Origin of the sequence: Streptomyces sp. TN58, from assembly GCF_001941845.1 — a bacterium.
In the GTDB taxonomy this organism is placed as follows: domain Bacteria; phylum Actinomycetota; class Actinomycetes; order Streptomycetales; family Streptomycetaceae; genus Streptomyces.
In genome coordinates this window covers 3,764,057-3,783,924 of record NZ_CP018870.1, presented here as the reverse complement: position 1 = coordinate 3,783,924, position 19,868 = coordinate 3,764,057, and the positions used below count along the sequence as shown (strand labels likewise).

Sequence of the window (19,868 nt, the reverse complement as noted above, 5' to 3'; positions counted from 1 at the left end):
ACACGACCCGTCCTGCCCTTCCTCCATTCGTGAACCCCGAAAGGATCGATTCCATGTCCGAAACGACAGCCGCTCCCGGACGCACGTGGCGACTGTGGCTTGCCCTGTACGTGACCTGGTCCGTGGTGGCCGGCCTGGTCGTGGTGCTACTCGTGCTTCGATCGGGCGCCGACACCACCGAGGCCGTTCTGGCCGGAGGAGGCGCCTTCGCGACCACGTTCGGTCTGCTGCTCGCTGTGCCGGCCACCGTGCGCGAACTCAAGCGACTGGGCTGACCCGCCCGGCCGGTCGACGAACACCCGATCCAGGCATACGTGACACGGCTGCGTACCCGCCCTGGGGCTGCCGGCCCCCGGGGCGCGGGGCGGAGGCGCTTAGGGGGTGCCCGGCCGACCGGGTCGGGGCCCGGTGTCGAGGGAGTCGAGCCAGCGGAGGAGGCGCGTTCCCTCGCGGGTCATGATGTCCGGGTCGCGCAGGGCGTTGGCGAGAAGCGACATGCCCTGATATGCGGAGACGAGGGTGACGGCGAGGTCGGCCGAGTCGGGGAGGCCGAGGGCACGGAACTGGTGTCCGGCCCAGTCCAACAGTTGCCGGATCACCGCTCCGGCCTCCATGTCGAGGGCGCCGTCCGCGCGCTTGTCCAGTTCGACGGCCAGGGTTCCGGTGGGGCAGCCGTAGCGGGCGGCGATGTCGCGCTGACCCACCCAGGCTTCGATCAGGGCCTTGAGGCGGTCCACGGGATCGGGCAACTCGTCGAGCTGTCGGGTGAGTTCGCCCAGGTGCTCGCTGTGCTCGGACAGCGCGGCCCGTACCAGATCGTCCTTGGTCTTGAAGTAGTAGTAGACGTTTCCCACGGGGACGTCGGCCACGCGCGCGATGTCGGCGAGGGTGGTGCGTTCGACGCCCTGCTCGTGGAGTACCCGGGCTGCCGCAGTCGTCAGCCGCCGGCGTTTGTCGGCTGCGCGCGCCCGCGGCGTACCTGAGTCAGTCACCCAACCAACTATAGACAGCCTGCCCAGATGGCTGTTACCGTCCAATCAAGTCAGTCAACTAACTAACAACATGCACGGGGGATCGGATGATCGTGGTGACGGGTGCGACCGGCAACATCGGGCGGACGCTGGTACGGGTGCTTGCCGAGGCGGGCGAGGAGGTCACCGCCGTATCGCGCCGCCCGCAGGCCGAGGCGGCGGCACCGTCCGCTGTCCGGTACGCCCAGGCCGACATCGGGAACGCCGCCGGCATGCGGCCGGTCCTCGAAGGCGCCGACGCCCTTTTCATCCTGCTGGGCGGCGAGCTCAACAGTCACGGCGAAAGTCCGAGCGTTCTGCTGGACGTTGCGCGGGGCGAGGGGGTCGAGCGGGTCGTTCTCCTCTCCTCCCAGATCAATGCCACCCGCCCCGAGGCTCCTTCCCACGCCCGGCTGCGCGAGTTCGAACGCGCCGTGCGCGCGTCCGGACCGGACTTCACCATCCTGCGCCCGGGTGGTTTCGCCTCCAACGCCTTCGCCTGGGCCGAGTCGGTCCGTGAGAAGCGCACGGTCTTCGCCCCGTTCGGTGATGTGGCGCTGCCTGTCGTCGATCCGGCGGACATCGCCGAGGTCGCTGCGGCCGCGTTGCGTGAGGACGGCCATGCGGGCCGTACGTACGAGTTGACGGGCCCCGAGGTGATCAGCCCGCGCCGGCAGGCCGAGGTGATCTCGGCAGCCCTCGGTGAGGAGGTGACCTTCGTGGAGCTGTCCCGAGAGGAGGCCCACCTCCACATGGCGCAGTTCATGCCCGAGGAGGTGATCGGGGGAACCCTGGACATCCTCGGCGCCCCGCTGCCGGCGGAACAGAAGATCAGCCGGGACGTGAACAGCGTCCTCGGCCGTCCCGCCAGGCCCTTCGCCGACTGGGTCGCGCGCAACCTGCCGGCCTTCCGCTAGCGCCGGCTGCGCCGACCACCGACCCGTCGGCGCCGTTCTCCCCTGCCGTGTCCCTATGCGCCGGCCGCAGCGGGGTCGAGGGAGTCGACGTCCTCCATGAAGGACAGCATCCGGGCGTTGACCACGTCGGGGTGGTCGATCTGGGGGCCGTGGCCGGTCGCGGCGACGATCTCGGCGCGGGCTCCGGGGATCAGCCGGGGGACGCGTTCCAGCTGCCGCTTCGGGTGCACGAGCAGGCTGTGCTTGCCCAGGATGACGTAGAGCGGGGTCCGGATCGTCCGCAGCTCGCCCTCGGTCAGCGGCAGGGGGGCCGGGCGGCGGATCCGGTAGGCGCGGGCGCCGAGCTGGATCCACGTGCGCATCTCGGGGATGGCGAGGACGGGCTGGTCCAGCCATCTGGCGAGCCGGGGCCGCAGCGCCTTCGGGGCGAAGGTGGCGAACAGGCTGATGAAGATCCAGACGAAGAAGCGCAGGCCGACCTTCTCCAGGCCGCCGGGGTCGAGGGCGGTGACCGAGGCGAGCCGCCCGGGCCGCCGGTGGGCCTGGTTGAGGACGAGCCAGCCGCCGTAGGAGGAGCCGACGAGGTGGACCCGGTCGAGGCCGAGCGCGTCAAGGGCCTCGTCCATCCACTGCGCGGCGCGCTCGGGCTGCCACATGGGCTCGCGGTGGATGCTGCGGTTCGCGTCGCCGGGGGTGTCGAGGGCGTAGACGGGCCGGTCGAGGCTGAGCCCGGGGGTGTTGGGGTACCACATGGCGGAGGAGAAGCCCGCGCCGTGGATCAGGACGACCGGGGTCCGGGACTCGGCCGCGGGGTCCGAGGGCCCGTACCGGTAGACGTGGGTGGTGCCGAAGCTGGTCTTGACGTCCGTCTCGGAGCGGATGGGTGCCCCCATCGCGTGGAGCACGTCCTCGGCGGCGAAGTAGCGGTCGCGCAGAGTGTCGTTGACGTAGCGGCCGACATCGCGGCGTACGCGGGCGGTGTTCTCGGGCACGGCGGCACCTCCTGGGAAGATCCGGTCTTCGTGATACGACCGTACCATTGATGTGGTACGGCGGTACCATCAAGCGGTCCGGTACCGGAACGGACCCACCATCGACAGGCGGAGACACGGGAACATGCCGAAGCGTGTGGATCACCAGGAGCGGCGCGCCCAGATCGCCGAGGCACTCATCCAGGTCGCGGGGCGGCGCGGACTGCATGCGGTCGGCATGCGCGACGTGGCCGCGGAGGCCGGGGTTTCGCTCCGGCTCGTGCAGTACTACTTCGAGACCAAGGAGAAGCTGCTCTTCTACGGCCTCCGGCACCTGACCGACCGCTTCACGGCGAGGGTGGGCGCCCGCCTGGCCGCGGCCGGCCCGGACCCCGGCCCGCGTGCCACGGTGGAGGCGCTGCTGCTGGCCTCGTTGCCGACGGACCCGGAGAGCCGTACGTTCCACCTGCTGTACAGCTCCTACGCGATCCTGTCCGTGACCGACGAGGCGCTGGCCGCCCAGCCCTTCATCGACAACCCCGACGCCGCGGAGAACGCCCTGACCGGCCTGCTGGAACAGGCCCAGGAGGCCGGCCTGGCCGACCCGGGCGCCGACGCGCGCACGGAGGCGATCAGCCTGCTCGCGATGGCGGCGACGATGGGCACCAGCATCCTCGTGGGCCAGCGGAGCCCGGAGTCGGCGATCGCGGTGCTCCACCACCACCTGGACCGGATCTTCACGACTGCCGGGAGGAGATGCTGAACCGGCATCGCGAACTCGCCTGTCAGTTACGGGGGTTGCGGGTCGGCGAGCCTTCACTCACGCGCATGACGATGTGCTGACGTTGGCTGTGGCTGTCGATTCAGCGGTGGTACGTCAGCAAGGGGCCGAGGTGGTGGTGCCGCAACCGTACGGCGGCGTCTGCGAGTACGTGGGCTCCGAGCTGAACGACATCAGCGCCGTCCTCTTTCGGGCAAGGGCAACCACTCGGTGCCGCGCACCACGATGAACCTCGTCCACCTCCGCGCCGGGCAGGTCGGTCTGGACAGCGACGCAGGCCCACGCCGCTGACCTGGGCCTTCATCGAAGAGCGGATGACGGAAATCCGCCCGCGCCATGTGCAGCTCCGCCGTCCGGCACTGTCGGTCTTCCTCCTCCAACTCTGCCGGATCCCGGCAATGCGCTGCAGGGAAAGTGGCTGGCATGGTTGGCCGTGACCGGGGGCCAGTGTGCGGCAGGTGACCAACCACGTCAGAGGACCGCGCTTCGGGGCTGCCGGGCAGGGGGTAAGGAGGGGGACAACGACATGAGTGAAGGCCGAGAACGGCGCATTCTGCGTGCGCGGCTGTCAGGCGCGGCCGGGACGGCACTGCCCGCGGCGCTGGCGGTCGCCTGCGGTGGGGTAATGGCCGATCTGCCTTTGTGGGCGGTCGTGGCCGTGGCCTCGCTCACGGCGGGGCTCGCCGGCTGGACCGGGGCGCAGATGGGTCGTCAGCGCGGCATCCGCAAAGAAGTCCTGGAGCCCGGGGAGACAGTGGTCGGCACCTACACGGTCCGCCCCCCGTACACCGAGCACACCCCGCCCGAGGCACATGAGGGTCCGCAGTACCAACTCCAGGCGACGACCAGCGGCCTGCAGATGTGGGAGCGCTCCGCCCTCCTGTGGCGGCACCCGTGGCCAGAGTTGCAGGTGATCGCCGAGGGCCCGCGGCTGCGCATCTACCATCAGGGGCGCGAGGCCGGGACAATGCTGCTGGAGCAGCCGCACGCAGTACTGGAGATCCGTGGCATTGCCGCGCGCCACGGGGCTGTCTGACACACCGGCAATGCCGGAGCTGTCTCTGCGGCCCTGTGCTGACCCCTGCTGCTTGGCCTGGGGGGCGAGGCTGGGGCGCGCCCTGGGGTGGGGCATGTAGCGCTCCCATGGACGAGATCACCCGGGCGCGGGTCAGAAGCCGGACGCCCGCCCAAGCGCCGAGTGATTCCCAGGCTTGTGGCGCGGCTTCGACCCCCGTCATCGGCTCCATGGCAAAGCCCCGGGTCACAGGCGACGCGCGGGTGTCTGCCGACGATCGGGAGCGAGCCTTCGCCCAGGTGTATCCCGTCCGCCGCGCACGACGGGACTTGGCGCTGCGTGCCGCCCGGGGGCGTTTACGGCACTTCGGCGGTCGACGGCCCGTGCCACGGGTCGAGAACTGCGGCTGTGGGTATGCAACTGGGGCTGCGGACAGGCCGGATCCGTCGCCCCAGCTCGCTGGGGGTGATCGTGGCGCAGGCTGCCGGGTGCTCATCAGACCGCTTCTCGCTGCCTGCCAATCGGCTTCAGCTCAGAGATCAACTCGAAAAGGGTGACCGTAAGAAGCTCGCGCTCGCGAAAGCTCTGCACGATCCGCATCATGGCGCGTGGCGCCAACTGCCCGACGGCGACTCCTGCGATGGGTCTAGACAACAAACAAGCCCCAGGTCGCTGACCTGGGGCTTTGTCGTGGAGCGGATGACGGGAATCGAACCCGCGCTATAAGCTTGGGAATCACCGACGCCCGTCTCGATCATCTAGCGCCTGACCTGGGGAAACGCGCCCTCGTGTCGGCTTTCCACCGGCTCGGTGGGCACCCGTTTCGACCGCTGTTCACCGCCACCAAGGGCACGGATGGGGCACGGGATCGGAGGGCGGGTCGCAGCAGGTGTCATCTCCGCACGCCGTGGGGCAGGTAGATCATGCGTGCCCCGACGACGGGGCGGGGGCGGAGCCGGGGCTGCGGGGAGGCGCCGCCCTCCGTCTCCCAGGCGTCCTCACGGGCCCCTGCCTCCCGCAGGAGACGACCGGTCTCGTGCTCCTCGGACATCAGGGTGCCGGTGGTGTGGACGTTGCCCGGGGCGGACGCGGCGGCCATCAGGCGCGCGGCGGAGGCGGGTTCGGTCTCCGGGGGGATCACGAGCAGGTCGCAGCGGCCGAGGTTGTACGAGAGCAGGATCATCGTGTCGGGGGCCTGGCCGGCGAACCAGCCCACGTGCACGGCGTAGCCGCCGACGGGGACCTTGCGCAAAGCGACCGGCCAGGGGGCCGGGTTCGCGGTGATGCGCGTGACGCGCCCGAAGCGGTCCCGCAGCGCCTCCACCAGGGGAAGCAGTTCGGTGGCGAGATCGCGTGAGTACGGCCACCAGGCGCCGTCCAGCAGGCCGGTCACGGAGGTGTTCGGGGTCAGGGCCATGCGGGCCTGGCGGGTGGGAGCGGTGGTGCTGGTCATGAGACCGGGACCCGTCCCCGGGGCGCCCGGGGCGCCCCGGCCTAGTGAGCGCCGGGAACGACGTCCGCGTGAGAGCGGGTGTACGAGGTGCTCCCGGTACCTCCAACGTACTCCGCGCCGGAGCCGGACGCGCCGGGTCCGTCACCCTCGTCCGCGCCACTCGACGAGGACGAGGGTCGCGTCGTCGGTGGTGGTCTCGCCGCGGGCCCGTCTGAGCGTGTGGGACAGGTCGCGTGCCACGGCCCGTACGCCGCGGTCGGCCCGGTCCAGCCGGTGGACCCAGTCGATCAGCTGGTCCTCACCGAACTCCTCCTGCCCGCTCTCGTGTTCCTCGATCAGACCGTCGGTGAAGCAGAGGATCCGGTCCCCGGGTTCGAGCGCCACTTCGCTGACCTGCGGCTGGTCTCCGCCGAAGCCGACGGGGAGGGTGGTGGGGCTGTCGAGGCGGCGTACGACGCGGTGGTGGCGGATCAGCATGGGGGCGGGGTGTCCGGCGTTGACCCACTGGAGGCGGCCGGTGCCGGTGTCGAGCCGCAGCATCTGCGCGGTGACGAAGTGGTCGAGGGCGAACTGCTCGGCGACGGCCCGGTCCATGAAGAGGTAGATCTCGGAGAGTTCGACGCTGGTGCGGCGGGCGTGCCGGTACGCGCCGATGGCGACGGTCGCCATGGTCGCGGCGTCCAGGCCGTGGCCCATGGCGTCGATCATGGCGAGGTGGAGGACGTCGCCGTTCAGGGCGTAGTCGAAGCTGTCGCCGGCCACGTCGTAGGCGGGTTCCAGGACTCCGGCGACGGCGACGCGGGGCATCGTCATGGCGAGCGGCGGCAGGAGCGACCACTGGATCTCGGCGGCGACGCTCATCGCTTCGCCCCGGCGGGTGCGGAAGAAGAGGTCGGTGTAGCCGTTCTTGGTCCGGATGGTGTCGGCGGCCAGGGCGGCGAGCCTGCGCAGGAGGCGGCGGGCGTCGTCGTCGACCGCGTCGAGGGTGACGGCCAGGACACCGGCCTGGTCGCCGCCGTCGAGCAGCGGGACGTGAACCCGTACCCCCTCGACCACCGGCACCTCGACCGGACGCGAGGTGAGGAAGCAGCGACCGGCCGCCGAACCGTCGATGGGCACGGGATCGCCGTCCGCCAGTCCGTCCCCGGCGAGGGGGACCAGGCTCTGCTGCCCGTAGTCCTGGAGCAGGATCTGCGGATTCCGGCCGCCGATCCGGGCGAGGACGTCGGCGAGGGCCGGCCCCACCCGGTCGGGCGGCAGCGCGTGGGCGTGGTCCAGCAGCCCGCCCAGCAGCATCTCCCCGAAGCTCTCCGAGCGGTCGGGGCCCCCGTCCTCGTGCGGTCCGACGGTCATCCGGGGGCCTCCAGGCGGGCGGCGGGGCAACACCCTGGTCCGGTGCCGACGGGCCGATCCGTCGGCATCGCGATGCGGCTTCCAGGATGCTCCGCGGCAACCTGGGCCGCCACGCGCGCCCGACGGCTCCGGCCGCCTGGTCAGGGTTCCTGGGAGTGGGGCCCCGTGCCGCTCGGGGGCCTGCTGGTGGCCAGCCAGGACCGGGCCGGTTCGGCGGTGTGTGCGGTGTCGACGGCGAGATGGAGGCGGGTGCCCCCGCCCGGGGTGGGATAGCTGCGCTGCTCGCCGCCGGCGAAGCAGTGGCGGAGGACCTCGGCCACCATCCGGGCGGCGTCCGGGGTGGCGGCGACGATGCGGACTTCGGCGTACCCCGGCGGCGGCAGAACGTCGGGTTCTGGCTCGTTGCGGTCCAAGGCGGCATCGTCCTTTCCCATCGAAGGCCGGGCTGGTCGGGTCTCTGTACGTCCACGGTACGTCCGAAGGTCCGGCACCGATCGGTTCTGCGGCGGGGAACGGCGCGTCCGCGAGTCCTCCCGGAGTACGGTGAAAGAACGGGGCCGCCGCCCCGCTCACCGGCCCGGCGTCCGCCGTAGCACCGGTCCGGGCGGCAGCGGCACCACCCGTGGACGGACGGACCGACCATGACCGACACAGGCATTCCCCACACGCCCCCGCGCCTCCTGCCGGACGAGATCCACCGGGCCGTCGGACCGGGTACCGCGCTGCTCCGACTGGAGACGACGGGGTCCCGGAAGAGCCTGCTCGACGGGGCCTGGTGGCCGCGCTCACGTGACGTGGAGCGAGAGATCCCCCCGCTGATCACCGCCCTGACCGAACACCTCGGACCCATCACCCGGGTAGGTCTGGACGCCTCCGCCTGGAACGACATCCCGACCCGCCTGGTCGTCGACGACCAGGTCGTGCACCTCGACTCCTTCCCCGTCGGCGACGACACCGTCCTGATCACCCGCGGCGACAACGACCACTTCTCCCTCATGGTCGTCCCGCCCGCCACCACGCCCGAGGCCGCTCGCACGGCCATGGCCCGCGCCGTCCACGCCGACAACGTCACCCAGGCCGCCGCGATCCTCCTCGCCGAACTCCCCCACGCCGCAGCCCCGTCGGTCGGCACCGCTTTGGACAACGAAGACGGTCCAAGTTGCTGACCTGGACCTTCGTCCAAGGGCATGAGTTGACTGTGTACGAGGGAACCGACAAAGGCTCCCTGTTGGGAGACGGGCGAGGCCGGCTGTTCCTCCCGTTCCGCTTCGGAACGGCAGGAGTGTTCCAAGACGGAAGGGGCTCGGTGTTCCGAGACGGAAAGGATCCGCCGTTCCCTCAGTGAACAGCAGCCTATTTCCTGAGGAAACAGGCTGCTGTTCCCTTAGGGAACATGCCAGGGCTGCCTCAGGCGAACGCCAGCTCGCGGAAGGCATTGCGGACGTCGGTCAGCGGCTGGCGGTCGCGGGTGTAGTAGAGCTTGTTGGTCAGCAGCACCGCCCAGCGGTTCTGGGTGGGGGAGATCCACATGCCGGTGCCGGTGAAGCCGTAGTGGACCCAGACGTCCTGCTCGTCGGTGGTGCCGGGGGCCGGGTGCCAGAACAGGCCGCGCTCGGGCTGGAGGCCGCCGGTCTGCACGGTGAGGGAGTGGGCACTCCACTCGGCGCCGAAGCCGGTCTCGGCGGGGGCCGTGGTGGGGTCGAGCATGTAGCGCAGGAAGACTGCCAGGTCGTCGAGGACGGTGAAGGCGCCGGCGATGCCGCAGACTCCGCCGTGGAGCCGGGCGGAGAAGTCGTGTGCGGTGCCCTTGAGGTGGGTGCCGGTGTCCTGGTCGAGTTCGGTGGGGGCGCAGCGGGACGCGATGTCGGTGGGCAGCGGGCCGAAGCGGGTGGAGTCCATGCCCAGAGGGCGCCAGGTCCTTGTCTCGCATAGCTGGTCGAGGGGCTGGCCGGAGAGGTGTTCGGCGAGGTAGCCGAGGATGAGGGCGGCCCGGTCGGTGTACTCGACGGCCTCGCCGGGCGGCCGGTTGAGGGCTTCCTGCAGGACTCCGCGGCGGATGCCGGCGGGGTCGGTGCCGTAGAGGTTCTTCAGCTGGGCCCGGAGGGGGAGGCCGGCGGTGTGGGTCAGGAGCTGCCGGGCGGTCACAGCGCCGAGGGGGTGGCCGGTGACCTCGTCCCAGAAGGTGCCGAGCGGGGCGTCCAGGTCGAGGACGCCGTCCTCCCACAGGGCTCCCACGGAGGCCCAGACAGCGAGGATCTTGGTGAGGCTGGCGGCATCGAAGACGGTGTCCGGCTGCATCCTTACGTTCGGTTCGTCGGGGTCGAGGACGCCGGTGGCGCCCGTTGCCCGGACTCCGCCGGAGTCGCCGACGGCCCACGCCGCGCCCGGGTAGACCTTGTCGCGGACGCCTTCGCTCAGCAGGTTCTCGATGCGGTCGGTGCGGTACGGCATGGTCTCCCTCTTCATGTGGGCATCCCAGCGGCCAGCGTAGTGACGTGGGTGGGGCGGGTCGGGCATCGGCGTGCCGATGGTCGCGGGGCGCTGCCCTGCCCGGCGGGTTCTCACGTGAGCTGGCGGCCGAGGGCGGCCAGTTCTCGGGCGGTCTTCGACAGGGGGTACCGGGCGGCGTTGGCGTACCCGGCTTGCCGGAGGGCGGGGAGGAGATTGGGTTCGGTTCTCAGGCGGTCCAGATCCCGGGTGAGCGCGGAGGGGTGGGTGAAATCGGTGGCCATGCCGGAGCGGGCGAGGGCTTCACTAAGGCCGGGCACGGGCTGGTAGACGACGGGGAGGCCGCAGGCTTGGGCTTCCAGGGCGACCAGGCCCATGGCTTCCAGGGTCGTGGAGGGCATGACGAGCACGTCGTGCTCGGCGAACGTTTTCCACAGCTGGGGACGGCGGAGCCAGCCGAGGTAGCGGGCCCTCACCCGGGCCCGTTGCAGCCGCGGGGCCAGCGCGCGGAACTGGGCGCTTGGAGCGGCGATCGACAGCTCGACGCCCTGGAGCGGGGCCACGCTCCGGATCAGGGCCTCGACGCCCTTCTCGGCAGTCAGCCGGCCCGCGTACAGCAACCGCAGGTGGCTCCTCGACGGATGGGTGTTGCGGACGGGCGGGCGGCTGAGGAGGCCGTCGGGGATACCCCAGGGGATGTGGGTGATCTTGCGGCGGTCGGTCTGCGGGGCAAGCTTGAGGAGGTGATCGGCCATGGCGCCGGTGGGGACGACGATGGCGTCGGCGGCCCGGGCGGTCGCCCGCAGAACCTGGAGCTGGTCACGGTGGGCTTCGGCGAAGAGCAGGTCGGTGCCGTGAACCAGAGCGATGCGGGGGTGTGCGGGTAGGGCCCTCATCAGGGCGGGTGTGGCGCCAAAGGCGAGGTGCTGCAGGTGCAGGACGTCGATCCGGGAGGGGTTGATCGCCGCCATCAGGGCTCTGCGCAGCGCGGAGACGTAGCGGCCGAAGGCCGGTCCCTCCAAGCACTTGCCGCCCGCGCTCAGCAGGTCGAGACCGGCCGGCGTCAGGGGGCGGGGTCCGGCCGGGGCGAGCATGAAGGCCCTTGCCGGGATGAGGGGCTTCTCGCCGGTGTAGAGATCGAGGAACAGCTCGACGCTGCCGCCGGGGCAGCCGGCGGGCAGGTCCAGGAACGTAGCGGGCATCGGTCCCGGGGTAGGGCTGACATGGAGACTCACTGGCGGCCTCCTTCGATCTCCTCGTAGAGGCGGGAGATGTCGATGCCCTCGGTGGCGGCGTACTTCGCGAGCTGCTGCTGGTAGCTGGCTGGTGTGCCCTGGGTCGTGAGGAAGACCAGCTTGCCGAACGTCATGCCCGGGTAGACACGGACGGGCCGCGCGGCCCGGATCTCCAGGGTCCAGCGGATCGCGTGGCCCTGGTGCCCCAGTGGGGCGGAGACGTGGACCCAGATGCCGAGAGCTCCGATGGTGCGGTCGCCGTTGAGCATCTGCGCGTAACTCTCCGAGCCGGTGCGCTCGTGGGTGACGCCGAGATAGAGCAGGCCGGGCCGGAGGACCACGCCGGTGGTGGGGATCGTCTGCTCGATGTAGGTGGTGGGGACGGCGGCGTCGAGGTCGCCGGCGCAGACGCGGAGGGTGTCGCCGAGGCACCAGTCGTAGGCGTTCGGGGAGACGCGGGTGGGGTCGTACGGGTCGATGGTGATCTCGCCCGCGCGGACTGCGGCGGTGATCGCGGGGCCGGTGAGGATCACGAGGCGACCGCCCCGACGCGGGCGATGTCCCGCCAGTAGCGGGAGGGCTGGGGGCCGTCGGCAGCCTGGTACTTGCCCGCGTACAGGTCGATGTCGCCGGTGGAGACGAAGAACATGATCTGCCCGATCTTCATGCCCGCGTACACGCGCAGGGGCCGGATCGGGGAGAGCATCAGGGTCCACTGGCCGTGGAATCCGATGTCGCCGATGGGGGCGGTGATCTCAACGAACAGGCCGAGCCGTCCGACCGAGGAGCGGCCGAACAGCAGCGGGACGAAGGTATTGGAGCCGACCTGTTCGAGGGTGTGGCCGAGATAGAGCTCGCCGGGCTGGAGGACGTACCCGTCCTCGCCGATCTCGACCGTGGTGGTCGGGTTCGGCTGGTGGGCGTCGATGACGGCGGTCGTGTAGGTCAGCAGGGTGGGACCGAGGCGGACGTTGTAGCTGTTGGGGTTGACCTGCCCGGGTTCGAACGGGCTGATCGTCAGGCGGCCGTCGTGGGCGGCGGAGGTGATCTCGGGGCCGGTGAGGATCATCGTGCGCCTTCCTCCTGGTCGGGCAGCGGGGTGGCGAGGGTGCGGCGGACGGCCTCGCCGAGGCGGAGGCCGGCTTGGTGAGTGCGTCCGCCGAGGTAGGTGTCGGCGAGGTAGCCGGTCGTCAGGACGGACCGGATGCCTTGCGGCAGCGGCCAGGGAGCGACGGCCAAGGGGCCGGTCTGCTCGGTCAGGCGCTGAGCAGGCTGTCCGGGGAATCCGCGTACCTGTCGGGGAGGAGTGCGTGGACGAGCTGGTTGTCGAACGGCTCGATGGCCAGCAGGTCTCCGAGCGTGAGGACGTCGCCGAGGCGGGTGGGCCGTAGGGCGGTGTCGTTGAGGATGACGGCGTCGGCGCCAAGGCCGGTGTGAAGCCGGGAGGCGACGTCCTGGAGGAGCCGGCGTCGGTCGAGGATGGCGTCCCGGTAGGGCTCGTCGACGGTGCCGAGGGGAGTGGCGAGCATCCGGCCGATGGAGTCGATCTCCTCGTCCACGGCGGCGAGTTCGTCTGGGACCGTCGTAGGGGCGGGGAAGACGGCGGTACGGGCGGCCCAGCCGGAGCCGACAGGTTCGGCGGCGGCGTACCCGGCGGCCAGCTCACGGCCCTTGACCACGAGGGTGTCGCCTACGTGCACGGGCCCGTAGGTGTCGCTGTGGCAGTGGCCGGCGAAGATGACGTCCACGAACGGGCAGGCGCCGGCGAGCCTGATGTCCTCGTCGAAGCCGGAGTGGGACAGCACGATCCACGAGTCCACGTGGTGGTGATGTTCCAGCATCAGTTCGCGCAGCGCGATGACGGGGTCAGTGACGTGGTGTCCGGCCCGCTGGCCGGCGGGGATGGTGTGGAACGCGCTCACGCCGATGACCGCGGTGACGGCGACCCGGCGGTCGTGTACCTCGACGACGCGGAGGCGGTCGAAGAGCGGTTGCCCGGCGTCGTCGACGGCGTTGGCGGAGACCGTCATCTCGCGCAGGCCGGGCTCGGAGTAGTGGGGCCAGCCGTGGTTTCCGGGCGCCAGCACGTCGTACAGCGTCGTGAGGATCTCCCGCTCGACGGCTCCCTTGCCCAGCCGGTAGTAGCCGGTGCCCTCGAAGAAGTCGCCGCAGTCCACGACGAGGCTGTCGTGCCTTATGGCGTGCAGGTGCGCGAGCATCGGCACGGCGTCGTCGAAGGCCGAGTGGAAGTCGGTGGTGGCGATGATCCGTTGGAAGCGCCTGGCTGCGGTCATGGGGTGACCTCACAGATGTCGGCGCCGAGGGCGAGGAGCTTGCCCGGCAGGTCGGCGTGGCCGCGACGGATCTGGTCGACCCCGCCGAGTGTCGTGACGCCGCGGGCGGTGAGCCCGGCGACCATCAGCGCCGAACCCGTGCGGATGTCGGTCGCCTCCACTCCGGCACCCGTCAGCCGCTGGGGTCCGGTGAACCTGCACTCGGTGGAAGACAGTTCGGTGATCTGCCCACCCATGCGAACGAGCTGCGGGATGAGGTTGCTGTGGCGCCCGGGGTTGATCGGGTCCGAGAACACGTGGGTGCCGGGGAAGCCCAGAGCCAGGCCGAGGAGCGGCGGCTCAAAGTCGGCGTCGAGGCCACCAGGGGCCAGGGAGGCCATGGCCCGCAACGGTCGGCCAGTCGGCTGAATGTCCCGACCGTGAACGACCAGGGTCTCCGGTTCGTCGGTCGTCGCGATGCCCATTCGGCGCAGGGCGGTGACCAGCGGTGCGACGTCAGGTCCGTGGACGCCCTTGATCCACGCGGTGCCGCCGGTGGCGGCCACGGCACAGGCCAGGGTCCCGGCCTCGATCTTGTCTCCCGGCACCTTCCACACGGGCACGTCCTCCGGAACGGAAGACGGCGGGGCGAGGGTGAGGACGCGCTCGCCGGCTCGGCACTCGTACCCCACGGCCGTCAGCGCGTTCAGGACGCCGAGGACCTCCGGGGAGAGGTTCGGCTGCCCGAGTCGCAGCGGCGTACCGGCGACCACGGCGCGCAGGACTGCGGCGATTGTCGCCCCGCGTGATCGGAACGGCAGCACCATGGACACCGTGCCACGGACCGCCTTGCCGGCTTCGACGACGTACCCGTTGTCATCTACGCGGACGCGGTCGCCGAAGGCTTCGTACACCTTGAAGTGCTGCTCCATGCCGCGGTCGCCGATCCGGCATCCGCCCGGCCAGGGCAGCCGAGCCCGGCCGCACCGGGCGATCAGAGCGGGGACGAGGTAGTACGAGGCACGGATGCTGGAAGCGGCCTCGCCCAGGCCGTCGGACGTCGGGGTCGCCTCGCCGGGGAGGACGAGGACGGTGTGGCTGTCACCGACCGGGTGGGCGGTGTTCCAGCCCGCCTGCCGCAGCAGGTCAAGCAGCGTCTGGACGTCGGAGCTGGCGGGCACGTTGTCGAGACGCACGGGGCGAAGGAGAGCGGCCGCAGCCGCGACGAGCGGGAGCGCGGCGTTCTTCGAACCGTCGACCGTCACGGCACCGGCGAGGGGCCGGCCGGGCCGGATCGCGATGACCTGAGACGTGACGGCGGGGACGCGGATACTCACGTACAACTCCTCTGCGTAGGAAGCAACAAGGTGGCAGCAGCCCCGGCCGGAGGCGGGGCAGCCATGTCGATCTCGGCCCAGCAGCACTTACCGGACTCCGTCGGCGCCGTACCGAAGCGGTCTGCGAGGACGCCGACGAGGAAGAGACCGCGTCCGCCCTCGCTGTCCTCGTCCGGCAGCGCCGGTTTCGGCAGAGCGCGGCTCGCGTCGCTGACCTCCACCCGCAGAACCGCGTCGGAGAGCTGGGCCACGACGCTGATCGGCTGGTGACCGGCGTAGCGGACCGCGTTCGTGACGAGCTCGCTGACGACCAGCTCGGCCGTGTGGACGGCTTCCGACGTCGCGGGCACCGTCGGCCAGGCGGCTATGGCATCCCGCATCTGGCGTCGTGCCGTGGGCACGGCGATCGGTGTCGGTGAGAGAGTGAAGGTGAGCTGGTGCGCTTCCACGAGCGGCCTCCAGGAGTCGGATCGACCACCCCAAGGAACCGCGCAGGGCTTGCCGTTCGCGATGCTCTGTGCCCGTACCGCATCGTCTATGCAGAAGCTGCATGACGCCCCTGTACCGCTCGCCTACGCTCGTCCGCAGGGGCATGCTCGACGCGGACGGAAGGGCATGGATGGCAGACGTGAAGACCGAGGCTGAGAAGATCGGCGAGACGATCAAGCGCGCCCGACAGCGCACCGGCCGCTCGCAGACGGACGTCGCCACCGCGCTGGGCTACCACCAGTCGAAGCTCAGCCGCCTGGAGAGCGGACGGGGCACGGAAGACACCCGGGTCTTACGCGCAGTCGCCGCCGAACTCGGCATCCCGCTTCATCACCTCGGCCTGAGCGGCCCCGGCCCGTCCGTTGAACCGAACAACGATCCTGAGACAGAAGACATGCGCCGCCGCACCTTCCTTGCCGCGAGCATCGCGTCCCTCACGGCCCCCACCACCCCTGCCACGGCTGCCCACGACGACCTCGTCCGCGCCCTCCTCCCCAGCCCGCGGACGGTCTCCGGTCAGGGAGGCGCTTCAGATAAGGGCTCCCTGGAAATCCGGGTCGCCACTGCCCGGCGTCTGTTCTGCACCTGCGACTACGCGGAGCTGGAGACCACCCTGCCCGGCCTCCTCGCCGACTTGCGGGAAGCCGCAGGCGACCACCGCAACGAGGCCGAGATGGCCGGCCTCCTCGCCACCGCGTACCAGACCTCGACCAGCCTGCTGCTCAAGCAGGGGGACCACGGCAACGCCTGGCTCGCGGTGGGCCGTGCCCTGGCCGAGGCCGAGCGCTCCGGCGACCCCGTCGTCCTCGCTTCCAGCGTCCGTGTGCACGCCCACGTCCTGACCCGCGAGAAGCACACGACCCAGGCCGTCACTCTCGTCCGTCACACAGCGGGGCAGCTCGCTGGCGCCTACGACCAGCGCTCACCGCGCTACCTCGCCGCCGTGGGCCTGCTCCTGTTGCGCGGGGTCACGGCCGCCAGCACCGCCGGCGACCGCGCCGCCACCCGCGAATTCCTGGACGAAGCCCGGGACGTCGCCCGCTACGTCGCGCTCGACCGGCCCGACGCCTGGGCGAACTTCAGCCCCACCAACGTCGCCCTGCATGCGGTGAGCGCCGCGGTCGCCTTCGGTGACGCCGGCATCGCCCTGAACACTGCCGCGCCCCTCATGCGCCGCCACATCCCCGTCCCCGAACGCCGGGCGGCGCTATGGGTCGAAGCCGCCCGCGCTTACAACCAGCAGGGCCGCCTCGCTGAGGGCTACCAGGCCCTTCGCATCGCTGAGACCTGCGCCGCCCAGGACGTACGCCGCCCCGCCGTCCGCGACCTGGTCGCCGACATGGCCGCCCGCGACCGGCGACATACGCTGCCCGAGCTCCACCACTTCAGCCGCCGACTGGGAGTCCCCGCGTGACCGCACAGCCGTTCCTGTACGTCGTCGTCTGCGCCGCTGGCATCGCGGGCGACGCCCACAAGCTGATCACCGCCGCGCAGGAGCAGGGATGGGGCGTCGGCGTCATAGCCACACCCCAGGGCCTCGGCTTCCTCGACACCGAGACGATCGAGGCCCAGACCGGCTACCCCATCCGCTCAGCCTGGCGCAGCCCGGGCGACCCGCGCCCGCTCCCGCCCGCCGACGCCATCGCCGTGGCGCCGGCCACGTTCAACACGATCAACAAGTGGGCAGCCGGCATCGCCGACACCCTCGCCCTCGGCATCCTGTGCGAGGCATACGGCATGGGCATCCCGACCGCCGTCCTGCCGTACGTGAACGCCGCCATGGCCGCACACCCGGCGTACGGCCGGAGCCTGGACCAACTGCGCGACATGGGCGTTCTGGTTGGGGCGTACGAGCCTCACCGCCCCAAGGCAGGTGGTGGAGCGGACCGCTTCCGATGGGAGGAGGCGCTGGAGCTGCTGGGTGGCAAGATCGCAGGCTCTTCCGGAAGGTGATCGCGCACGTTCTGCGCGGAGTCATCAGCGCCGGAACTCTCGGAGCCGAGGCATCACTTTGAACTTTCGAGTCCGTCAACGCGCCATCAAGTCCGACTCCGAGATGAGCAGGCCCTGATGGCGTTCCCATGTACTGCCGGCTCGGCGCCGTGCCTCCTGGCGACGGCCACCCTGTTCACAGAATGAACGGGCGGCCGTTCCGAAAATGAACGTGACCGCCGTTCCGAAAATGAACAAGCTGCGGCCTGTTCCCTCTCGGAACGGAGTAGGTGTTCCGCGACGGATCATCTTCGCTGTCCCGTCGCGGAACAGGTCGGCCGGTCAACGCCGGCGCATGTGTGACGGCTGCTGCACGGTGGCTGGCACAGTGGCCGACGGGTGCGTCGGGTTGGTGGTGGGGCGGCGTGTGGTGCTGCGGGCCATGGCTGCCTGGGCGCGAGGCCCGGGTGTGTGGCGTTGGCCGAGGCGGTGGATGCGCCAGGTCAGGGCGCGGGCGGGGTTGTGGGCGTCGTCGAGGGTGCGTTGGCCGAGGGCCTGGTCGAGGAGGGTGGCCGGGTTGTGGCCGGCTGTTTCCGCGTCGGCGAGGGTCGTGGTGAGGGCGTCCCAGGCGGGGTCCTTCAGGATGCGGTCGGCGTGCTCGGGGACGGTCTGCTGGAGGTGATGGGCGTAGCGCTGTTTGGTTTGGATGCCGGGGGTGCGGCGGGCGAGGTTGTCCAGGATCGGGACGGCGACCTGGGCGTAGGCGGTCTGGAGGTGGACGAGAGCCTGCTGGGCTGCCGCCTCCTGCTGGGCGTGCTGGTGGGTGCGGTGCCAGTGCTTCGCGAAGGCCACGGCGATGAGGGCAGCGTCCAGCAGCATGGCCAGCCCGGCCCCGTCGCCTGTTGCGGTGGGGGTGCGCAGGATCGTCTGGACGCTGCGGCGCAGGACGCGGGCGCTGTCGAGGTCGGCGGTGATACGGGAGCGGGTGGCGCGCTCGAAGAGGGCGGCGGCCCGTTCGAGCTCGGTCCTCGCGGCAGCCGGTGCGGTGAGGGGCAACAGGTCGAGGGCTCCGCCGAGGGCGACGAGCTGGCCTTGGGCGATGGGGTTGTCGTCGCGAATGAGGTGGTCAGGGATGCGTTCGGTGGCGGCGGTGGCCTGGTGCCAGGGGTCGGCCGGCCGGACGGTGACCGGTTCTGGCGCGGTGTCGGCGAGGCGGTGGCGGATCTTGGGCAGGGAGAGGTCACCGGCGAGGGTGGAGCCGGAGAACCACACGGGCTCGCCGTGCTTGTTGAGGTCGCCGGGCAGGGCGACGCTGTAGCCGAGGACGTCGCCGGACGGGCCGGTCTTGGGGCGCACGTCCACGCCGGTCGCCTCCAGCACGGCGAAGAACTCCGTCTCGCTGGACGCGGCGGCCACCGCTCGCCGTACCCGCATGCGCAAGATCTCGCGGGTCGTGGTGTCCTGGCCCTGGCGCTTGGCCTTGAAGTGTTCCTTGCTGGTGGGGCGCTTGGCGGCGGTGCCGTCGCCGGGGTTGAGGCGGCGCAGGCCGAGGTCGGCTTCGATCTTGCGGGCTTCGCGCTGGACGGCGCGGATGTCGTGGTCGCGGCGGGGGCGGCGGCCGTCCTGGCGTACGAGGGTGGCGGCGATGTGGATGTGGTCGTCGGCGTGGCGTACCGCCACCCAGCGGCAGGCTTCCTCGTCGCCTTCAGGGGCGATGCCGGCGGCGGCCACGATCCGGCGGGCGATATCCGCCCACTGGGCGTCGGTCAGGATCGGGTCCTCAGGAGCGGCGCGGACCGGGCAGTGCCACACCGTGGTCGTCGGGGCCTTGTCGCCGAGCATCTTCACGGGCTGGTCGAGTTGCGCGGCGAGCTGGTCCTCGACCTGCTTCGGGTTGCGGTGGGGGCTGCGGCCGGGGTCGGGGGCGAAGCCGTTCCAGGAGGCGACCAGGTGCGGGTCGGTGTGCTCGTTGGCGCTGCCCGGTCCGTACAGGTAGCCGATGAGGCGACGGGTGGCGCGGGCACCCTTGCCAAGGATGATCTTCGGAATCACGTGGTCACCGCCCCGAGATCACCTGGGCGACGGCCAGGTCCACATCGTCGACCGATGCCTCGACCCGGTTCAGCAGTCGCGCCACGCTGTCCTGCGCGGGCCAGGCGCCGTCCTTGTGAAGGTGCCAGGTGAGCTGGTTGAGGTTGCGGCCGACTGCGGCGAGCTCACGGTTGGCGGCCATCAGCGCCTGGAGCATGGCTCGGTAGTCAGCGACCGCGGCGGTGGGATCATCCGCACGGGCGGCGGCGAGCGAGGTCTCGGCGACGTAGCCGCCGACCGACATGCGGCTGAGGTGAGCGGCTGTCGTGAGGAGGGTGAACTCGGTGTCGCTGTAGCGGGGGTGGACGCGCTTCTCGCGCAGCGTGGGTTCGCGAAGACGGCGGCGCGGCGCGCACGGCTGTGTGGCTTCTCCCTGAGTCGGCTCCCCCGGGCCGGCCGACACCGGCGCCCCCTCGGCGCCGGACGCCTCCACCTCCCCTGGGGCGGAGGTCGGGTAAGGACTCCTTACCCGACAACTTGCTGCGTCGTTGAGGCCGGTGATCATCTGCTGCTGGGTGGTGGGGAGTTCGTAGTTCAGGTCGTGCATGGGTCGGTTCTCCGAT

The 19,868-nt window shown here is 71.0% G+C and carries 20 protein-coding genes and 1 pseudogene; 7 read left to right on the top strand and 14 right to left on the bottom strand.

The window, feature by feature from the left end; translation table 11 throughout:
- Nucleotides 1-53 precede the first annotated feature (53 nt).
- Entirely contained in the window at nt 54-275 is a 222-nt protein-coding gene (locus BSL84_RS17120) for a hypothetical protein (protein WP_045321631.1), read from the top strand.
- A 99-nt stretch (nt 276-374) separates the two neighbouring features.
- Here BSL84_RS17120 and BSL84_RS17115 read toward each other — a convergent pair whose 3' ends face one another.
- Complete coding sequence (locus BSL84_RS17115; protein WP_075970673.1) at nt 375-992, bottom strand: TetR/AcrR family transcriptional regulator; 618 nt, start codon at nt 990-992, stop codon at nt 375-377.
- A gap of 86 nt (nt 993-1,078) precedes the next feature.
- Here BSL84_RS17115 and BSL84_RS17110 point away from each other — a divergent pair, with 86 nt between their 5' ends.
- Entirely contained in the window at nt 1,079-1,927 is an 849-nt protein-coding gene (locus tag BSL84_RS17110) for an SDR family oxidoreductase (RefSeq protein ID WP_075970672.1), read from the top strand.
- A 53-nt stretch (nt 1,928-1,980) separates the two neighbouring features.
- On the opposite strand, the gene BSL84_RS17105 is transcribed toward BSL84_RS17110, so the two are convergent.
- Nucleotides 1,981-2,919: an alpha/beta fold hydrolase gene (locus BSL84_RS17105; RefSeq protein WP_075970671.1), complete on the bottom strand. Its 939-nt coding sequence runs from the start codon at nt 2,917-2,919 to the stop codon at nt 1,981-1,983.
- A 124-nt stretch (nt 2,920-3,043) separates the two neighbouring features.
- Here BSL84_RS17105 and BSL84_RS17100 point away from each other — a divergent pair, with 124 nt between their 5' ends.
- Complete coding sequence (locus BSL84_RS17100) at nt 3,044-3,661, top strand: TetR/AcrR family transcriptional regulator (protein WP_075970670.1); 618 nt, start codon at nt 3,044-3,046, stop codon at nt 3,659-3,661.
- A 544-nt stretch (nt 3,662-4,205) separates the two neighbouring features.
- Nucleotides 4,206-4,715 (top strand): hypothetical protein, encoded by a 510-nt coding sequence (locus BSL84_RS17095; RefSeq protein WP_234363474.1) that lies wholly within the window; start codon nt 4,206-4,208, stop codon nt 4,713-4,715.
- A gap of 871 nt (nt 4,716-5,586) precedes the next feature.
- On the opposite strand, the gene BSL84_RS17090 is transcribed toward BSL84_RS17095, so the two are convergent.
- From BSL84_RS17090 to BSL84_RS17080, 3 genes are all read right to left on the bottom strand, one after another.
- Nucleotides 5,587-6,147 carry a DUF5994 family protein gene (locus BSL84_RS17090; protein WP_075970669.1) on the bottom strand — a complete coding sequence of 187 codons (561 nt, stop codon included), beginning with the start codon at nt 6,145-6,147 and terminating at the stop codon, nt 5,587-5,589.
- Nucleotides 6,148-6,288: 141 nt separating this feature from the next.
- Nucleotides 6,289-7,500 (bottom strand): PP2C family protein-serine/threonine phosphatase, encoded by a 1,212-nt coding sequence (locus BSL84_RS17085; protein ID WP_075970668.1) that lies wholly within the window; start codon nt 7,498-7,500, stop codon nt 6,289-6,291.
- A gap of 140 nt (nt 7,501-7,640) precedes the next feature.
- The gene (locus BSL84_RS17080; protein ID WP_037666059.1) at nt 7,641-7,913 is read right to left on the bottom strand and encodes a hypothetical protein; all 273 of its coding nucleotides are present in this window, start codon (nt 7,911-7,913) and stop codon (nt 7,641-7,643) included.
- A 228-nt stretch (nt 7,914-8,141) separates the two neighbouring features.
- On the opposite strand from BSL84_RS17080, the gene BSL84_RS17075 reads away from it, so the two are divergent.
- Complete coding sequence (locus BSL84_RS17075; protein WP_234308368.1) at nt 8,142-8,666, top strand: DUF5994 family protein; 525 nt, start codon at nt 8,142-8,144, stop codon at nt 8,664-8,666.
- A 241-nt stretch (nt 8,667-8,907) separates the two neighbouring features.
- Here BSL84_RS17075 and BSL84_RS17070 read toward each other — a convergent pair whose 3' ends face one another.
- From BSL84_RS17070 to BSL84_RS17040, 7 genes and pseudogenes are all read right to left on the bottom strand, one after another.
- The gene (locus tag BSL84_RS17070) at nt 8,908-9,951 is read right to left on the bottom strand and encodes a serine hydrolase domain-containing protein (protein WP_030036101.1); all 1,044 of its coding nucleotides are present in this window, start codon (nt 9,949-9,951) and stop codon (nt 8,908-8,910) included.
- Nucleotides 9,952-10,061: 110 nt separating this feature from the next.
- Complete coding sequence (locus tag BSL84_RS17065; RefSeq protein ID WP_030036099.1) at nt 10,062-11,150, bottom strand: glycosyltransferase family 4 protein; 1,089 nt, start codon at nt 11,148-11,150, stop codon at nt 10,062-10,064.
- Nucleotides 11,151-11,179: 29 nt separating this feature from the next.
- The gene (locus tag BSL84_RS17060; RefSeq protein ID WP_030036097.1) at nt 11,180-11,716 is read right to left on the bottom strand and encodes a dCTP deaminase; all 537 of its coding nucleotides are present in this window, start codon (nt 11,714-11,716) and stop codon (nt 11,180-11,182) included.
- Entirely contained in the window at nt 11,713-12,252 is a 540-nt protein-coding gene (gene dcd, locus BSL84_RS17055; RefSeq protein WP_030036095.1) for a dCTP deaminase, read from the bottom strand. The genes BSL84_RS17060 and dcd overlap by 4 nt, the downstream gene beginning before the upstream one ends.
- Nucleotides 12,249-13,477: pseudogene (locus BSL84_RS17050) on the bottom strand (metallophosphoesterase). Before BSL84_RS17050 ends, dcd begins: the two are co-directional and overlap by 4 nt.
- Nucleotides 13,474-14,793 carry a UDP-N-acetylglucosamine 1-carboxyvinyltransferase gene (locus tag BSL84_RS17045; RefSeq protein WP_030036091.1) on the bottom strand — a complete coding sequence of 440 codons (1,320 nt, stop codon included), beginning with the start codon at nt 14,791-14,793 and terminating at the stop codon, nt 13,474-13,476. The pseudogene BSL84_RS17050 and the gene BSL84_RS17045 overlap by 4 nt, the downstream one beginning before the upstream one ends.
- Nucleotides 14,790-15,242 (bottom strand): ATP-binding protein, encoded by a 453-nt coding sequence (locus BSL84_RS17040; protein ID WP_030036088.1) that lies wholly within the window; start codon nt 15,240-15,242, stop codon nt 14,790-14,792. The genes BSL84_RS17045 and BSL84_RS17040 overlap by 4 nt, the downstream gene beginning before the upstream one ends.
- A gap of 170 nt (nt 15,243-15,412) precedes the next feature.
- On the opposite strand from BSL84_RS17040, the gene BSL84_RS17035 reads away from it, so the two are divergent.
- Together BSL84_RS17035 and BSL84_RS17030 are read left to right on the top strand one after the other, a co-directional pair.
- The gene (locus BSL84_RS17035) at nt 15,413-16,696 is read left to right on the top strand and encodes a helix-turn-helix domain-containing protein (protein ID WP_030036086.1); all 1,284 of its coding nucleotides are present in this window, start codon (nt 15,413-15,415) and stop codon (nt 16,694-16,696) included.
- Entirely contained in the window at nt 16,693-17,235 is a 543-nt protein-coding gene (locus BSL84_RS17030) for a flavoprotein (protein WP_030036085.1), read from the top strand. The genes BSL84_RS17035 and BSL84_RS17030 overlap by 4 nt, the downstream gene beginning before the upstream one ends.
- Nucleotides 17,236-17,556: 321 nt before the next feature.
- Here the strand turns inward: BSL84_RS17030 and BSL84_RS17025 are convergent, their stop codons facing one another.
- Both BSL84_RS17025 and BSL84_RS17020 read right to left on the bottom strand, forming a co-directional pair.
- On the bottom strand, nt 17,557-19,266 hold the full coding sequence (locus tag BSL84_RS17025; protein WP_075970666.1) for a relaxase/mobilization nuclease domain-containing protein: 1,710 nt from the start codon (nt 19,264-19,266) through the stop codon (nt 17,557-17,559).
- Nucleotides 19,267-19,270: 4 nt separating this feature from the next.
- Nucleotides 19,271-19,852, bottom strand: coding sequence for a plasmid mobilization protein (locus BSL84_RS17020; protein ID WP_324616533.1), 582 nt, complete (start codon nt 19,850-19,852; stop codon nt 19,271-19,273).
- Nucleotides 19,853-19,868 lie beyond the last annotated feature (16 nt).

Excerpts from the sequence above, each read along its gene's own strand:
- BSL84_RS17120 (WP_045321631.1), top strand. The coding sequence starts at position 54 with ATGTCCGAAACGACAGCCGCTCCCGGACGCACGTGGCGACTGTGGCTT.
- BSL84_RS17090 (WP_075970669.1), bottom strand. The coding sequence starts at position 6,147 with ATGACCAGCACCACCGCTCCCACCCGCCAGGCCCGCATGGCCCTGACC.
- BSL84_RS17020 (WP_324616533.1), bottom strand. The coding sequence starts at position 19,852 with ATGCACGACCTGAACTACGAACTCCCCACCACCCAGCAGCAGATGATC.
- BSL84_RS17075 (WP_234308368.1), top strand. The coding sequence starts at position 8,142 with ATGACCGACACAGGCATTCCCCACACGCCCCCGCGCCTCCTGCCGGAC.
- BSL84_RS17100 (WP_075970670.1), top strand. The coding sequence starts at position 3,044 with ATGCCGAAGCGTGTGGATCACCAGGAGCGGCGCGCCCAGATCGCCGAG.
- BSL84_RS17070 (WP_030036101.1), bottom strand. The coding sequence starts at position 9,951 with ATGCCGTACCGCACCGACCGCATCGAGAACCTGCTGAGCGAAGGCGTC.
- BSL84_RS17035 (WP_030036086.1), top strand. The coding sequence starts at position 15,413 with ATGGCAGACGTGAAGACCGAGGCTGAGAAGATCGGCGAGACGATCAAG.
- BSL84_RS17085 (WP_075970668.1), bottom strand. The coding sequence starts at position 7,500 with ATGACCGTCGGACCGCACGAGGACGGGGGCCCCGACCGCTCGGAGAGC.
- BSL84_RS17110 (WP_075970672.1), top strand. The coding sequence starts at position 1,079 with ATGATCGTGGTGACGGGTGCGACCGGCAACATCGGGCGGACGCTGGTA.
- BSL84_RS17095 (WP_234363474.1), top strand. The coding sequence starts at position 4,206 with ATGAGTGAAGGCCGAGAACGGCGCATTCTGCGTGCGCGGCTGTCAGGC.
- BSL84_RS17065 (WP_030036099.1), bottom strand. The coding sequence starts at position 11,150 with ATGCCCGCTACGTTCCTGGACCTGCCCGCCGGCTGCCCCGGCGGCAGC.
- dcd (WP_030036095.1), bottom strand. The coding sequence starts at position 12,252 with ATGATCCTCACCGGCCCCGAGATCACCTCCGCCGCCCACGACGGCCGC.